At 59.5% G+C, this 15,722-nt stretch carries 11 protein-coding genes; 7 read left to right on the top strand and 4 right to left on the bottom strand.

Features of this window, described 5'->3' with window-relative positions; all coding sequences use genetic code 11:
- The first annotated feature begins 201 nt into the window (after positions 1–201).
- From V3B48_RS15755 to V3B48_RS15740, 4 genes are read left to right on the top strand one after another with little or no spacing between them, the layout of a single operon-like run.
- A complete protein-coding gene (locus V3B48_RS15755; RefSeq protein WP_049399031.1) occupies positions 202–1,761 on the top strand; it encodes a type I restriction-modification system subunit M in 1,560 nt (519 codons plus the stop codon).
- Complete coding sequence (locus tag V3B48_RS15750; RefSeq protein WP_049399032.1) at positions 1,758–2,957, top strand: restriction endonuclease subunit S; 1,200 nt, start codon at positions 1,758–1,760, stop codon at positions 2,955–2,957. Before V3B48_RS15755 ends, V3B48_RS15750 begins: the two co-directional genes overlap by 4 nt.
- Position 2,958: 1 nt before the next feature.
- Complete coding sequence (locus V3B48_RS15745) at positions 2,959–4,275, top strand: AAA family ATPase (protein WP_080355117.1); 1,317 nt, start codon at positions 2,959–2,961, stop codon at positions 4,273–4,275.
- Positions 4,268–7,366, top strand: a complete 3,099-nt coding sequence (locus V3B48_RS15740; RefSeq protein ID WP_049400338.1) for a type I restriction endonuclease subunit R — start codon at positions 4,268–4,270, stop codon at positions 7,364–7,366. Before V3B48_RS15745 ends, V3B48_RS15740 begins: the two co-directional genes overlap by 8 nt.
- A gap of 84 nt (positions 7,367–7,450) precedes the next feature.
- On the opposite strand, the gene V3B48_RS15735 is transcribed toward V3B48_RS15740, so the two are convergent.
- Positions 7,451–8,239, bottom strand: coding sequence for a phage integrase N-terminal domain-containing protein (locus V3B48_RS15735; protein ID WP_253143491.1), 789 nt, complete (start codon positions 8,237–8,239; stop codon positions 7,451–7,453).
- 696 nt (positions 8,240–8,935) lie between these two features.
- The gene (locus V3B48_RS15730) at positions 8,936–9,424 is read right to left on the bottom strand and encodes a hypothetical protein (protein ID WP_329894052.1); all 489 of its coding nucleotides are present in this window, start codon (positions 9,422–9,424) and stop codon (positions 8,936–8,938) included.
- A 200-nt stretch (positions 9,425–9,624) separates the two neighbouring features.
- Here V3B48_RS15730 and V3B48_RS15725 point away from each other — a divergent pair, with 200 nt between their 5' ends.
- Complete coding sequence (locus V3B48_RS15725) at positions 9,625–10,740, top strand: glycerophosphodiester phosphodiesterase (protein WP_253143490.1); 1,116 nt, start codon at positions 9,625–9,627, stop codon at positions 10,738–10,740.
- Between the two features lie 145 nt (positions 10,741–10,885).
- Here V3B48_RS15725 and V3B48_RS15720 read toward each other — a convergent pair whose 3' ends face one another.
- Together V3B48_RS15720 and V3B48_RS15715 are read right to left on the bottom strand one after the other, a co-directional pair.
- Positions 10,886–11,656: a rhomboid family intramembrane serine protease gene (locus V3B48_RS15720; protein ID WP_253143489.1), complete on the bottom strand. Its 771-nt coding sequence runs from the start codon at positions 11,654–11,656 to the stop codon at positions 10,886–10,888.
- Positions 11,657–11,762: 106 nt separating this feature from the next.
- Positions 11,763–12,725, bottom strand: coding sequence for a TerC family protein (locus tag V3B48_RS15715; protein ID WP_049400341.1), 963 nt, complete (start codon positions 12,723–12,725; stop codon positions 11,763–11,765).
- A gap of 365 nt (positions 12,726–13,090) precedes the next feature.
- Here V3B48_RS15715 and V3B48_RS15710 point away from each other — a divergent pair, with 365 nt between their 5' ends.
- Together V3B48_RS15710 and V3B48_RS15705 are read left to right on the top strand one after the other, a co-directional pair.
- Positions 13,091–14,260 (top strand): class I SAM-dependent rRNA methyltransferase, encoded by a 1,170-nt coding sequence (locus V3B48_RS15710; protein WP_049400342.1) that lies wholly within the window; start codon positions 13,091–13,093, stop codon positions 14,258–14,260.
- Between the two features lie 124 nt (positions 14,261–14,384).
- Entirely contained in the window at positions 14,385–15,626 is a 1,242-nt protein-coding gene (locus V3B48_RS15705; RefSeq protein ID WP_182266965.1) for a dipeptidase, read from the top strand.
- Positions 15,627–15,722: the final 96 nt, after the last annotated feature.

The following is a 15,722-nucleotide window of genomic DNA, read 5'->3' as shown; positions in this document are numbered from 1 at the left end:
ACCTGCGTTCTATCGTCGATAGATGGGCGATAAAAGCTGAGCGATACGTCGGCATTCGCCTGAAGAATCAAGGATTTCTATCGACCCAAGGCGAAGAAAGCCGGGAGATAGACCTCGGCCCTCTTGCCGTAACAACTCATTTCCTCCAGTTCAAGCGTTAAGCCTGAGCCGGACCCAACGAATCAAAACTGGACTTTTAAGATGACAAGCAACGAACAACGCACCGCACTACAGCGCAAGATCTGGGATATCGCCAATGACGTCCGCGGTGCCGTCGATGGGTGGGACTTCAAGCAATACGTGCTGGGCACCCTGTTCTATCGCTTCATCAGCGAGAACTTCATCGACTACATCACCGGCGGTGACCCTTCTGTCAATTACGCCGCCATGGCAGACAGTGATCCGAACATCGCGGCCGCCAAAGATGACGCCATCAAGACCAAGGGCTACTTCATCTACCCCAGCCAGCTCTTCGTCAACATGGCGGCCAACGCCAACACCAACGAGAGCCTGAATACCGATCTGGCCAACATCTTTTCCGCCATTGAGGCCTCCGCCAACGGCTACCCCTCCGAACGCGATATCAAAGGCCTGTTTGCGGATTTCGACACCACCAGCAACCGCCTGGGCAACACCGTCAAGGACAAGAACGATCGTCTGTCCAAAGTGCTCAAACGCGTGGCGGAGCTGGACTTCGGCGGTTTCGATGCCAGCCACATCGATCTGTTCGGGGACGCCTACGAATTCCTGATTTCGAACTACGCGGCGAACGCGGGCAAGTCGGGCGGCGAGTTTTTCACGCCGCAGCATGTGTCCAAGCTGATCGCCCAGCTGGCCATGCACAAGCAAACCAGCGTCAACAAGATTTATGACCCCGCCTGCGGCTCTGGCTCGCTGCTGCTGCAAGCCAAGAAGCACTTCGACCAACACCTGATCGAAGACGGGTTCTTTGGGCAAGAAATCAACCACACCACGTACAACCTGGCGCGGATGAACATGTTCTTGCACAACGTGAACTACGACAAGTTCAACATCCAGTTGGGCAACACGTTGGAGGAGCCGCATTTCGCTGACGACCGGCCATTTGACGCCATCGTCTCCAACCCGCCGTATTCGGTGAAGTGGATCGGCAGCGACGACCCCACGCTGATCAACGACGAACGCTTTGCCCCGGCCGGCGTACTCGCGCCAAAGTCCAAGGCCGACTTTGCCTTTGTATTGCACGCGCTCAGCTACCTCTCCAGCAAAGGCCGCGCTGCGATTGTCTGTTTCCCCGGCATCTTCTACCGGGGTGGGGCTGAGCAGAAAATCCGCCAGTATCTGGTGGATAACAACTACGCGGAAACCGTGATCTCGCTCGCGCCCAACCTGTTTTACGGCACAACCATTGCGGTGAACATTCTGGTGCTGGCGAAAAATAAGAAAGACACCACTACTCAGTTCATCGACGCCAGCGGGCTATTCAAGAAAGAAACCAATAACAACGTCCTGCTGGATTCGCATATCGAGCAAATCATGGCGGTGTTCGACAGCAAGGAAAATGTCGATCACTTTTCCAAATCGGTGCCCTTGGAGCAGGTGGCGGCCAATGACTACGACCTCTCGGTCAGTAGCTACGTGGAACCCGAAGACACACGTGAAGTGGTGGACATTGCTCAGCTCAACGCCGAGCTGAAATCCACTGTCGCCAGGATTGACCAGCTTCGGAGGGATATTGATGCCATCGTCGCTGAGATTGAAGGCGAGGAGCTGGAGGCATGAGCGACGTGAACTTCTTGGTCAAGATTTTGGACGAAGCTGATGTTCAGTGGCGGCCACTGGGAGAAATCTCGTCTTTCTACGGGGGGCTTACTGGAAAAAGCAAGAAAGACTTTGAGGGAGGATGTGCCAAGTATGTAACGTACAAAAACATCTTCGCAAATTCAAGCATTGATTTTTCCTGCCTTGAAAATGTGAAGGTGTCAGAATCAGAAAAGCAGAACAGCATTAAGATTGGTGACGTTTTGTTCACTGGATCTTCCGAAATTGCGGAAGAAGCCGGTATGTCCTCGGTGGTCGTCGAGGATTTCGAAGGTCCGATCTATCTAAACAGTTTTTCTTTTGGGGTCAGGTTCAACCAAGACGTCCCTCTGAGTCCGGGCTTTGTGAAGCATCTTTTTAGAAGTAGCTTCATGCGGATGGAAATTGCAAAAACCGCAAGCGGCGTCACTCGCTTCAATATTTCCAAAGAGAGGTTTAGGAAGATACAAGTACCCATCCCCTGCCCCGACAATCCAAAAAAATCGCTTGAAATCCAAGCCGAAATCGTCCGCATCCTGGACGCCTTCACCGAGCTGACCGCCGAGCTGACCGCTGAGCTGACTGCCCGCAGGAAACAATACAAATACTATCGTGATCAGTTGTTGAGTTTTGACGATAGTGACGTTGAGTGGAAGACCCTGGAAGACGTTACAAGAAGTATTGCATCAGGACGAAATAAGGATCGAGCCACAGATGGTCCTATCCCAGTCTATGGATCGACAGGTTTGATCGGGTTCACTAGCGAAGCAGCATACTTGGGCAAAGTACTTCTGGTTGCGCGCGTCGGTGCGAATGCCGGGCGAGTTAATGCAGTGTCCGGAACCTTTGACGTATCCGACAACACGCTCATAGTTCGCCCCAAAGATGAATGGAATATTCGTTTCGCATTTCATCAACTAACGCAAATGAATCTAAATCAGTACGCAGTGGGTGGTGGACAGCCTCTAGTGACGGGCGGCCTTTTAAAAGGATTAAAAATCCCATTTCCTTCAATGTTCGAGCAACAGCGTATTGCGGGCATCCTTGATAAGTTCCACGCCCTAACCACATCCCTAACTGAAGGCTTGCCCCACGAGATCGAGCTGCGCCAAAAGCAATACGAGTACTACCGTGATCTGCTGATGAGCTTTCCAAAGCCGGAAGAGGTGAAGGCATAACATGGGAAAGACACTCGCGCAGATTGCGCAACAGCTACAAGATGCCAACAAAAAGGTGCAACTAATCTATGCATTCAACGGATCAGGCAAAACTCGGCTATCCCGGGCGTTCAAGGATTTAATTGCGCCAAAGAACTCCGAGGATCACAACGGAGGAGAAGTAGACCCGCCGCGGAACAAGATACTTTATTACAACGCGTTCACTGAAGACTTATTTTACTGGGATAACGACTTAGACAGCGACATTGAACCCAAGCTTAAGGTTCAACCGAATACTTTTACGGACTGGCTAATAACGATACTCCAAGATTTGGGTGAAGACGGCAACATTGCATCAAACTTTCAACGGTATACGAGCAGCAATACCAATCCGGTATTCAATCAAAGATATACAAAGAAGATTAGAAATTTTGACGAACAAGAGATTGACTTGGTCGTGCCAGCCTTTTCGGAAATTTCTTTCCAGGTGCCTATCAATAAGCCTGTTGTCGCCGCTCAAGCCGATTCGGAAGCAAGTGTTGTCGATGCCCCAATTCAGGGCCAATACGAAATAATAAAAGTCTCCAAAGGCGAAGAAAGTAATTTTATTTGGAGTGTTTTGTATACGCTTTTGGAGCAGGTTGTATTGATACGTAATGAGGGGAATGTAGCAAATAGGATCACCGATAAATTCAACAGCTTGAAGTATGTTTTTATCGATGACCCGGTAAGTTCATTGGATGACGGTCATCTCATAGAACTTGCTGTTGATTTGGCTGGACTAATTAAAAAAAGCGCCTATGTTGATGGCCATGGATTGAGGTTTGTGATAACAACGCACAGCCCTCTTTTTTACAACGTTTTGCACAATGAGCTTAACAACGATTTAAAAAAACGCAATCAGGATGGCAGTTCATCCTGGATTTATAAGCGTGGGCAATCTGAGAAATACAGGCTGGAGAAGAAGGCCGATGGAAATTTTGATTTAATCACGTCTAATGACCACCCTTTCTCTTATCACTTGTTCTTGCTGGCGGAATTGCGATCCGCCATAAAGGACGGACAGATAAAGAAGTATCACTTCAATTTCTTGAGAAACATTCTCGAAAAGACGGCGACATTTCTGGGTTATCTACGATGGGAAGATTTGCTTCAGACGACTTCAGATGGTGTGCCGGACCCATTTGCAAACAGAATCCTGAATCTGTCTAGTCATTCTGCACACGCAGGTGAAGAAGTGGCTGAGATAGAAGAATCTGATAAGGAAAGGCTTGCTCAGCTGGTTTCATTTTTAGGCGACACCTACCGTTTCAAAAAGCAGGAGGCCGAAAATGTTTGATTACAAGGCCATCGCTGAGTCCAAGAACTTCATCGTCCTCGACCAGTACACCCGGGAGTGGAAGGTCTCTGAGCACTACCAAAGCGAAAGCGATCTGGAGCGCGAGCTGATCCAAGATTTGGTCAATCAGGGCTACGAGTTCGCTCAGTTCATCAGGACCCCTGTCGATCTGCTGGCCAACGTACGCGTGCAACTGCAGGCGCTCAATGCCGTGCAGTTCACCGACGGTGAATGGCTGCGGTTCGTCGAATCTTGGCTGGACAAGCCCAGTGATGGCATTGTCGAGAAAACCCGCAAGATTCACGACGACTACATCCACGATTTTGTCTTTGACGACGGGCGCATCCAGAACATCTACCTGCTGGACAAGAAAAACATCACCCGCAACAAGGTACAGGTGATCAAGCAGTTTGAGCAGGCAGGCACGCACGCCAACCGCTATGACGTGACCATCCTGGTCAATGGCCTGCCACTGGTGCAGGTGGAACTGAAAAAGCGCGGCGTGGCGATCCGGGAAGCCTTCAACCAAGTGCACCGCTACAGCAAGGAGAGCTTCAACAGCGAGCACTCCCTGTTCAAGTATCTGCAACTGTTCGTGATCTCGAACGGCACCGACAGCCGCTACTTCGCCAACACCACGCAGCGCAACAAGAACAGCTTCGACTTCACCATGAACTGGGCGAAGGCGGACAACAGCTTGATCCGCGACCTGAAGGACTTCACGGCCACTTTCTTCCAGAAGCACACGCTGCTCAATGTGCTGCTGCATTATTCGGTGTTTGACGTCAGCAACACGCTGCTGGTGATGCGGCCTTACCAGATCGCCGCCACGGAACGCATTCTGTGGAAGATCAAGAGCAGCCATCAGGCCAAAAACTGGAGCAACACAGAAAGCGGCGGCTTCATCTGGCACACCACCGGCAGCGGCAAGACCCTGACCAGTTTCAAGGCCGCGCGCCTGGCCACCGAGCTGGACTTCATCGATAAGGTGTTCTTCGTGGTAGACCGCAAGGATCTGGACTACCAGACCATGAAGGAATACCAACGCTTCTCGCCGGACAGCGTGAACGGCTCGGATAGCACGGCAGGCTTGAAGCGCAACTTGGAGAAGGACGACAACAAGATCGTCGTCACCACCATCCAGAAGCTCAACAACCTGATGAAGAGCGAGGCAGACCTGCCCATCTACGGCAAGCAAGTGGTGTTCATCTTCGACGAGTGCCACCGCAGCCAGTTTGGCGAAGCACAGAAGAACTTGAAGAAAAAGTTCAAGAAGTTCTGCCAGTTCGGCTTCACCGGCACACCCATCTTCCCGGAGAACGCTTTGGGTGCCGAGACCACAGCGAGCGTGTTTGGCCGTGAGCTGCACTCGTACGTGATCACCGATGCCATTCGCGACGAGAAGGTGTTGAAGTTCAAGGTGGACTACAACGACGTTCGTCCGCAGTTCAAGGCCATCGAGACCGAGCAGGACGAGAAGAAGCTGAGTGCAGCCGAAAACAAGCAGGCCCTGCTGCACCCGGATCGCATCCGCGAGATCACCCAGTACATCCTGAACAACTTCCGGCAAAAGACCCATCGCCAGCATGCGGGCAACAAGGGCTTCAACGCCATGTTTGCCGTCAGCAGCGTGGATGCTGCCAAGCTGTACTACGAGTGCTTCCGCGAGTTGCAGAAGACCAGCGAGAAGCCGCTGAAGGTGGCCACCATCTTCTCGTTCGCCGCCAACGAAGAGCAGGACGCGATTGGCGACATCCAGGACGAGAACTTTGATGTCTCGGCCATGAACAGCAGTGCAAAGGAGTTCCTGAGCGCGGCCATCGCCGACTACAACGCGCTGTTCAAGACCAACTTCAGCGTGGATAGCAACGGCTTCCAGAACTACTACCGCGATCTGGCCAAACAGGTGAAGGCCAAGGAAATCGACCTGCTCATCGTGGTGGGCATGTTCCTGACTGGTTTTGATGCGCCCATGCTCAATACACTGTTTGTCGACAAGAACCTGCGCTTCCACGGACTGATGCAGGCCTACTCGCGTACCAACCGCATCTTTGACGCTACCAAGACCTTCGGCAACATCGTCACGTTCCGCGATCTGGAGCAAGCGACCATCGACGCCATCACCCTGTTCGGTGACAAGAACACCAAGAACGTGGTGCTGGAGAAGAGCTACAAGGAGTACATGGAAGGCTTCACCGATGCGGCTACCGGCGAGGCACGGAGGGGCTTCAAGGATGTGGTGCAGGAGCTGGAAGAGCGTTTCCCCGACCCTGCGGCCATTGAGAAGGAGGCCGACAAGAAGGCGTTTGCCAAGCTGTTCGGCGAGTACCTGCGCGTGGAGAACGTGCTGCAGAACTATGACGAATTTGCCAGCTTGAAGGAGTTGCAAAGCGTCGATCTGGCCGACGCTGCCGCAGTTGAGGCGTTCAAGGCCAAGCACTACCTGAGTGACGAAGATCTGACCGCGCTGCAAGCCGTCACGCTCCCGCCCGAGCGGAAGATTCAGGACTATCGCTCGACCTACAACGACGTGCGCGACTGGCTACGCCGAGAGAAGGCGGGGGCCGAGAAAGAGAAGTCCACCATTGACTGGGATGACGTGGTCTTTGAGGTGGACCTATTGAGGTCACAGGAAATCAACCTGGACTACATCCTGGAACTGATCTTCGAGCACAACAAGAAGACCAAGAGCAAGACTGAACTGGTGGATGAGGTGCGGCGTGTGATTCGCGCCAGCCTGGGCAACCGCGCGAAAGAAAGTCTAGTGGTGGACTTCATCAACCAGACCGATTTGGACCAGATCGGTGACAAGGCCAGCGTGATCGATGCGTTCTTCAAGTTCGCCCAGGCTGAGCAGCAGCGTGAGGCGCAGGAGTTGATCACTTCGGAAAGCCTCTACGCCGAGGCTGCGAAGCGCTACATCATCACCTCACTCAAGCGTGAGTTCGCCAGCGAAAACGGCACCGAACTCAACGCGGTTCTGCCCAAGATGAGCCCATTGAACCCGCAATTTCTGACCAAGAAGCAGACTGTCTTCCAGAAGATCGCGGCCTTTGTTGAGAAGTTCAAGGGTGTAGGTGGATCAATCTGAAAAGTAATCTATCGTCCAAGATACACCGCTGTAATCTGGATCCGCTCATGCCCAAGTTCTCGGCTGATTCTTTGCCGTGCGGCATTATCTTGGGCGAGTTGTTTGTGTGTCAGCGCCGCAGTCGGCGCCCCCCCCCGCCGCAGGTGCCTTCCACCCCGTTTGTGCCTCATATCGCATCTGCGCGTACCGATGCCGCAGTCCGTGCATGTTGCTCAGGCCCGCTGCCTTGCACTGGCCGTCGTAGGCATGCCGTTGCTGGATGTAGGTCTTGTGCGTCGGGATCAGCGAGCCCGAACCAGCTAGGCGGTGAGCATCGTCCAGCACCGCACGTTGTTCCGGCGTCGTGATCGGCACTGTCCGGTCGCGCCCACCCTTGGCCCATGACCCCTTGATGGCGATGTGATCCCCACGGTCGGCATAGCGGGGCTGGAACTTGATGGACTCTTCCCGCCGCAGGCCAAAGGCCGCTTGCAGGCGCAGGCTCATGCGAACGTGTGGATCGGAGATTCTGTCCAGTCCGTCGCCCAATTCCTTGGCCTTGCTTTCGTTGGTCACATAGCGACGGTCAGGGATGCCCAGCCTGGTGTTGTTCGTTGGCAGGATGCCTGCCTTGCCGACCTTCTCTGCCCACCAGCGCAGGTGCGCCATGCGGTTCTTGATCGTGCCTGCCGACAGGCCTTCGGCTTGCCAACGCTGCAACAGGGCTTCGACATGCTTGCCTTTGAGCGAGATGGCCCGCATCTGGCGGAAACCTGCTTCGCGCAGTTGGCGTGCGGCCAGACTCAGCGACCGTTGCCGGTCAGCCTGGGTGGCGTGGCTGCCGTCGCGGTTGCGCAGGCAGAGCTGGCGCAAGGTATAGGTCAGGTCGTCCATCGCGGCGTTGTTCCATCGGTTGTCGGGGCTGAGAAGCAAACGGTCAGTGTTTTTGCCAACTCGCCAAGGTGAGATCCCCGAAGGGCAAGGGCCAGGTGCTCAGTTCACCTGTGGCCTCGAATGAGGCGTCCGCCTTGCTTCCTGTGGGAAGGCCGGGCGGAAGAGTTGCAAGGGACAACAACGCGATGTGCTGGGATGGGTGCCTCCTGTTGTGCAGTGGTGGAAAGAAGCCGGCAGGTCGGGCGACCCGCGACGAGTGCCTGGAACGGCGGATGTGTGTTACGACGATGGCGAGACGAATCACGCCGAGGATGAGGAAGGCTCTGCCCATGGGTAGGGCGGCACACCAAGCGAGCCTGGGTATGCCTGGGATGGTTCCGTCCGGCGAGCCGGGTCGGCGCTTGCAGGAACCTGCGCCAGGGTTCCGGTGTTCATACCCACCGGCAGGTCGTTGCTGGGCCAGTGTGCCGGGGCATCGTCATGTGCGCAGCCATCAATGCGACGCCGCGCCAACCCGCATTCCTGCTGCATTTCGCCGGGCCGTCACTGCGGCGGGCAGTGACGGCCCCCGTCTGTCTCACGCCGAGCCCAGTGGCCCCAACCTTGCAGCAGCAGGCGTGTTTCCCGGGGCTGTTAGCAGCATTCCGCTGTCAGCCATGCACCCGATGATCTGTCCGATGGGCAGCGATGGGGTCTTCAACTGCGCCTGATCTGATCCAGATGCCGTTGCGCTACCTCGCGCGATGCAGGCTTTGCGGCTTGGCTGCTGGACGATGGAGAAAGAGCCGGCGGCGAGCCATGCTGGCTGTTGCTGACGGCCTGCACGGGTGTCTGCTGCGGGGTGGATTTGCGCGCCGCCCAGAGCTTGAACATGCCTTCCACGGCCTTCTTGATCAACCCGTAGAGGTAGGCGATGGCGTTGTGCACGCCACCTGATTCGCAGCGCACGTCCCACTCGGCCAGCACCGCCAGGCGTTGCTCCGGAGGCAAGCCCCTGAGACGCGCGGTGAGAACCCGCTGCTGATCCTGCGGCAGTTGCCGGAAGCGGGCTGGCACATCTGGCCCCGATACCCGCACTTCGGGTTGTGAGCGGTGTGTACGTACTTCTTTTAATACTTCTTTTTCTACGGCAAGTAAGGTCGGGGCCAGATCCCCGAAGGGATCTCTGACCCCGTCATCGATCAATTGCTCGGCTCATGCTCTGGCAGGTGCCAACCTTCGCTCTGGTAGGTGCCAACCTTGGTTGGCACAGGACGCCCGGGGTCATGGACGCCGACTGGCAGAGCGCCGACCAAGGTCGGCGACTACCGGATCCATGGGGTCCCCCGCCTGTCACATTGCCGCCGCATACTGACGCCCATCACATACCGCTTGGGGAAGTCGCAGTGAAGTCGTGGGGTTGTGCGTTGCTGTTGTCGCTGGCCGTGGCACCATCGGTGGCCATGAGTGCTGAATCCTCCACCCCGGCCGCGCACAAGGTGTCGGTCTATGGCCACCGCGGGGCAAGCGCACTGCTGCCCGAGCACACCCTGGCGGCCTATGCGCAGGCCATCGCCGATGGCGCCGACTACATCGAACCGGACCTGGTGATGACCAAGGACGGGGTGATGGTGGCCCGCCACGAGAACGAGATCAGTGGCACCACCGATGTCGCCTCGCATCCGGAATTCGCCAGCCGCCGCACCAGCAAGGTCATCGACGGGCAGAAGGTCGATGGCTGGTTCACCGAAGACTTCACCCTGGCCGAGCTGAAGACGCTGTACGCGCGTGAACGCCTGCCGGAACTGCGCAGCACCGCCTACGATGGCCAGTTCCGCATCGCCAGCCTCGACGAGATCCTGGCGTTCCTGGTGCAGCAGGCCGGCCGCGCCAACCGCGGCATCGGCCTGGTGCCGGAGATCAAGCATCCGACCTACTTCCAGTCGATCGGCCTGCCGATGGAAGACAAGCTGCTGGCCGCGCTGCGCGGCAATGCCTATACCAACGTGGGCCCGGTCACCATCCAGTCGTTCGAGACCGCCAACCTGCGCTACCTGCGCGGCAAGATCGGGCGGGGCAGCAACATCCGCCTGCTGCAGCTGCTTTGGAAAGGCGATACCCAGCCGGCCGACATCGCCAAGGCCGGTGGCAAGCTGACCTACGCGCAGATGATGACGCCGGCCGGACTGAAGGACATTGCCAGCTACGCCGACAGCATCGGCCCGGAGCTGCGCTCGATCATTCCGCTGGACGCCAAGGGTGCACTGGGGACACCGACCACGCTGGTACAGGACGCACATGCAGTGGGCCTGATGGTGATTCCGTATACCTTCCGCCCGGAGAACCATTTCCAGGCCAGCAACCTGCGCAAGGGCGCCGACAACGCGCGCAATGCCGAGGGTTCGGTCGCCGAGATGCGCGCCTATCTGGCCACTGGCATCGATGCGTTCTTCACCGATGATCCGGCACTGGGCCGGCAGGCGGTGGATGGCATGGGCACGGCGGGGAATGCGGCGAACTGACCGGCCAATGCCGCCGGGCATGGCCCGGCGCTACCGGATGTGACGGAATGCTCTGGTAGTTGCCAACCTTGGTTGGCATGCAGCAGGAGCGCCGACCAAGGTCGGCCACTACTGGGTCATGAAGATGCCGGACCCCGTCACCCGATCAACCGCGCGGCTCGTCCGGCCGGCGGAACGGGATCACCACGTAGTCCTGGCCCTCGCGCGGCTGCCACAGCACCGGCACGCGCTGCGGTGACGGCGGCTCCAGCTCATCGTCGGGCAGCGGTTCGACGTCTTCTTCTTCGTCCTCCCAGCTGTAGCGCGGGCGCGGCGGCAGTGGGTCGGCGTTGCGGAACAGCAGCGCGGCGATGATGCCGGCGAAGGCACCGCCCATGTGCGACTGCCAGGACACGCCGTCGGCGTGCGGCAGGATGGTCATCAGCATGCCGCCGTAGAACAGCATGCCGATCAGGCCAGTGGCGATCGCCGCACGGTCACGGCGCAGCAGGCCGAGGCTGGCCAGCAGGAACATCAGGCCGTGGGTGACGCCGCTGGCGCCCAGGTGCACGCTGCCCGGATTGCCCAGCATCCACGCACCGATGCCCGAGCCCAGCCACAGCAGGGGCAGGGCGCGCACAGTGGCTTTCGGGTAGACGCTGCCGGCCAGCGTGCCGAGGATCAGGATGGCGATGCTGTTGGCGACGATGTGCTCGACCGAGGCATGCAGCATCGGGCCGCCGATCAGGCCAAGCAGGCCCTTGGCTTCCAGTGGCGCGACCGCCCACGGTCGCCAGTCGAACGTGCCCTGCAGGGCGAACACGGCCACCAGCACCAGCACGGCGGCCAGGCTGACATTGAACGCCCGCAGGATGCGCGAGCGGTCATTGCGGGGGGCCGGCACGTCGCCGGCGGGCAGGGGCGCGTTGTTGTTCATACCTCAGCAATGGCGGTGGTTGGCGCGAAACCAAGGCCACCGCTGCGGGAGAGTGGAAACGGCCGGCGGGACAATCCCACCGGCCGCGCCATCCAGCGGGTCAGGCTCAGGCCTGGCCTTCGCCTTCCTTCGGCGGGTACTTCAGGCTCAACACCACGGTAGCGGCGATGATCACCGCCACCACGCCCAGCGAGATCGGGGTCGGGATCTTGAACAGGTCGATGATCATCATCTTGATGCCGATGAAGCCCAGCACCAGCGCCAGGCCGTACGGCAGCAGGTGGAAGCGGTCGGCCATGCCGGCCAGCAGGAAGAACATCGCACGCAGGCCCAGCACCGCGAACACGTTGGAGGTGAGCACGATGAACGGGTCGGTGGTGATCGCGAAGATCGCCGGGATGCTGTCCACCGCGAAGATCACGTCGGTGACCGCGATCAGGATCAGTACCGCGAACAGCGGGGTGAACCAGCGCACGCCGTCGCGCTTCACGCTCAGCGCATTGCCCGCGTAATCCGGCAGCAGGCGCAGGTGCTTGCGCATCCAGCGCAGGGCGGGGTTGGCCTCCAGGTCCGGCTCCTGCCCGGCGGCGAACCACATCTTCCAGCCGGTGAACAGCAGGAAGGCGCCGAACACGTAGAGCAGCCAATGGAACTGGGTGATCAGCACGCTGCCGGCGAAGATCATGATCGTACGCAGCACGATCGCGCCCAGGATGCCGATGATCAGCACCTTCTGGCGCTGCTCCTCCGGCACCGCGAAGTAGCTCATGATCATCAGGAAGACAAAGATGTTGTCGACCGCCAGCGCCTTCTCGACCAGGTAACCGGTCAGGAATTCGAGGCCGACCTTGTTGGCCACCACCTGGCCCGCGGTCTCATTCAGGTAGTACCAGAGGCCCGCATTGAACAGCAGGGCCAGCGCGACCCAGCCGATGGACCACCACAGGGCCTCCTTGAAGGTGACCTTGTGCGGTCCACCATGGCGCATCAACACGAGGTCGACCAGCAGGGCGATGACCACCACCGCTGCGAAGCCGCCCCACAACCACACGTTACCGATCGTCTGCATTGGGAATGTCCGTTGGAAAGATGAATGCCAGGCCGGACGGCGAGGATCTGCAACGGAGGATCGGGAGGGGGATCCAGGGACAGAGCTTCGCCAGTACGGCGAAGGTCTCGCTCGCAGTTCCAGTCGGCTGGAACTGCCGTTGCACCGGAGCCTGCGGGCTCGAAATGACGGCGACAACGTCTGGGAGCTACTCCCCTTCTGGCGCCGATTCTGCGGCCTGGCCGGGCTGCCGTCAAATGCCGGGCGGCCGGGGCCCCCGCCCTGGTAGATGCCAACCTTGGTTGGCACGCATTGCCCGGGCCGTTCAGCAACGCCCGTCGCGCCAGCTCGACTCTACGAAAGCGCCCCCCGGCTACAATAGGTGGATGAATACCCCCCTTCCGATTGTCCGCCTCAAGAATGCGTGGCGTTCCAGCCACCCGTGGATCTTCCAGAAACTGGTCGAGAAGCCGACCGTCCGGCCCAAGCCCGGTTCCATCGTCGACGTGGTCGGCGTGGACGGGGAGTTCATCGGCCGCGGGTTCTACAACGGGCACTCGCGCATTGCCGTGCGCATCCTCGAAACCGACCAGAACGTGCCGGTCGATGCTGGCTGGTTCTCGCGCAAGATCGCCCAGGCGGTGTCGCTGCGCCGTGAGGTGCTGAAGCTCGACGCGGTGTCCGACGCCTGGCGCGTGGTGCACAGCGAGGGCGATGGCCTGTCCGGCCTGGTGGTGGACCGCTACGGCGACTTGGTGGTGGTCGAATTCTTCGCCGCCGGCATGTTCCGCCACCGCGAGTGGATCTACGACGCCCTGCGCGAGCAGTTCCCGGGCTGCCGCTTCCACAGCTTTGCCGACGAGCACGTGCAGAAGCAGGAAAGCTTCGACTTCCACGGCAACACCACCACCGAAGCGGCGGTGATCACCGAGTACGGCATCAAGTTCCGCGCTGACCCGGCCGGTGCGCACAAGACCGGCTTCTTTGCCGACCAGCGCGAGAACCGCGAGTGGCTGAGCCAGCAGGTGGAAGGCAAGAGCGTGCTCGACCTGTGCTGCAACACCGGCGGTTTCGCCGTGTACGCAGCGGCGCGTGGTGCCACTGAAGTGGTCGGCATCGACATCGATGAAGACGTCATCCAGATCGCCAAGGGCAATTCGCGCCTGAACAACGTGCGCCCGAAGTTCGTCCAGTCCGACATCTTCCCGTGGCTGCGCGACGCCGCCAACCGCGGTGAGCAGTACGACGTGGTGATCCTGGACCCGGCGAAGATGACCCGCGACCGCGACCAGGTCATCACTGCGCTGAAGAAGTACCTGGACATGAACAAGCTGGCGCTGGGCGTGGTCAAGCCCGGTGGCCTGTTCGCCACGTTCTCCTGCACCGGCCTGGTGGCCGAGGACCAGTTCCTCGACATGCTGCGCCGCGCGGCCTATTTCTCCGGCCGCACGATCCAGATCCTGAAGGTGGCCGGCGCCGGTCCGGACCATCCGTTCATGGCCCACGTGCAGGAATCGCGTTACCTCAAGGCCGTGTTCTGCCGCGTGGTGGATTGATTTCCAGATGTAGAGTCGAGCGATGCTCGACTCGCGGTGCCTGATCAGTCGAGCACAGTTCGACTCTACAAATCCGCGGGCCGCAGCGCTATGGTCGGGCTCTTCCCATTGCCGGTGAGAGCCCATGCCATCGTTGCGCCACCTGTCCGTCGTGCTTGCCCTGGCGCTGTGCGCGCCGCTGTCGGCTCATGCCATCGAGTTCAGCGCACAGGAGCTGGCGCGCGCCAAGGCCCTGCAGCAGCGCCTGGTCACCCTCGACAGCCACCTGGATACGCCGGCCAATTTCGGCCGAACGGGCTTCGACATCGAGCAGCGTCACGACCGCAACGCGCTTTCGCAGGTCGACTACCCGCGCATGGTCGAAGGTGCGCTGGACGGCGGTTTCTGGGCGATCTACACCGATCAGGGCGACCGCAGCCCCGCCGCGCACCTCGCCGAGCGTGACCATGGCCTGCAGCGGCTGCTGGAGATCCGCGAAATGCTGGCGGCCAACCCCGAGCGCTTCGCGCTGGCATTGACCGCAGATGACGCGGCGCGGATCAAGGCCGCCGGCAAGCGCGTGGTCTACATCAGCATGGAAAACGCCAGCCCGCTGGTGGAAGACCCGAGCCTGCTGTCGTTCTACCACCGCGCCGGCCTGCGCCTGCTCAGCACCGTGCACTTCGCCAACAACGAGTTTGCCGATTCGGCCACCGACCCCAAAGGGGCGGAGTGGAAAGGCCTGAGCCCGGCGGGCAAGGATCTGGTGCGGCAAGCAGTGAAGCTGGGCATCGTGATCGACCAGTCGCATGCGTCCGACGCGGTGTTCGACGACCTGCTGGCGATGATGCCGGTGCCGTTCGTGCTGTCGCACAGCTCGGCCAAGGCGGTCTACGACCACCCGCGCAATCTGGATGACGCGCGCCTGCGCAAGCTGGCCAAGGCCGGCGGCGTGATCCAGGTGAACGCCTATGGCGGCTACCTGATCGACACCGCAAAGACGCCCGAGCGCAAGCAGGCCGAGGAAGCGCTGAGCAAGCAGCTGGGTGGCTGGGAAGGCATGGGCATCGAACAGGGCGTTGCCCTGCTGAAGGCCGAGCAGGCGCTGGACCACGAGCACCCGGTGCGCCATGCCAGCCTCGACGACTTCTTCGCCCACTTCGAGCACATCCTCAAGGTGGTCGGCCCCGAGCACGTGGGCATCGGCCTGGACTGGGATGGCGGCGGTGGCCTGAGCGACCTGCCCGATGTCAGCCAGCTGCCGAAGATCACCGCGTGGCTGCTGCGCAAGGGCTATACCGAGAAGCAGATTGCCGGCATCTGGGGCGGCAACCTGCTGCGGGTGATGCGGCAGGCGCAGGACTACGCTGCAAAGCAGGGCGGTTGACCGCCCTGCGGAAGTGGGGGGGGCGGGGCGGGGGGGGGGGGGGGGGGGACACGGGGGGGGGGCGGCCCCGGGGCGGCCCCCCGGGGGGGCGGGGGG

It is taken from the genome of Stenotrophomonas sp. SMYL20 (genome assembly GCF_036320045.1).
Lineage (GTDB): Bacteria > Pseudomonadota > Gammaproteobacteria > Xanthomonadales > Xanthomonadaceae > Stenotrophomonas > Stenotrophomonas maltophilia_A.
The sequence above is the reverse complement of the archived record's forward strand: the minus strand, read 5'-3'. Positions and strand labels throughout refer to the sequence as shown.

Coding starts and splice junctions, on each gene's coding strand:
- V3B48_RS15720 (WP_253143489.1), bottom strand. CDS start 11,656: ATGAACAACAACGCGCCCCTGCCCGCCGGCGACGTGCCGGCCCCCCGC.
- V3B48_RS15740 (WP_049400338.1), top strand. CDS start 4,268: ATGTTTGATTACAAGGCCATCGCTGAGTCCAAGAACTTCATCGTCCTC.
- V3B48_RS15735 (WP_253143491.1), bottom strand. CDS start 8,239: ATGGACGACCTGACCTATACCTTGCGCCAGCTCTGCCTGCGCAACCGC.
- V3B48_RS15745 (WP_080355117.1), top strand. CDS start 2,959: ATGGGAAAGACACTCGCGCAGATTGCGCAACAGCTACAAGATGCCAAC.
- V3B48_RS15755 (WP_049399031.1), top strand. CDS start 202: ATGACAAGCAACGAACAACGCACCGCACTACAGCGCAAGATCTGGGAT.
- V3B48_RS15710 (WP_049400342.1), top strand. CDS start 13,091: ATGAATACCCCCCTTCCGATTGTCCGCCTCAAGAATGCGTGGCGTTCC.
- V3B48_RS15705 (WP_182266965.1), top strand. CDS start 14,385: ATGCCATCGTTGCGCCACCTGTCCGTCGTGCTTGCCCTGGCGCTGTGC.
- V3B48_RS15750 (WP_049399032.1), top strand. CDS start 1,758: ATGAGCGACGTGAACTTCTTGGTCAAGATTTTGGACGAAGCTGATGTT.
- V3B48_RS15715 (WP_049400341.1), bottom strand. CDS start 12,725: ATGCAGACGATCGGTAACGTGTGGTTGTGGGGCGGCTTCGCAGCGGTG.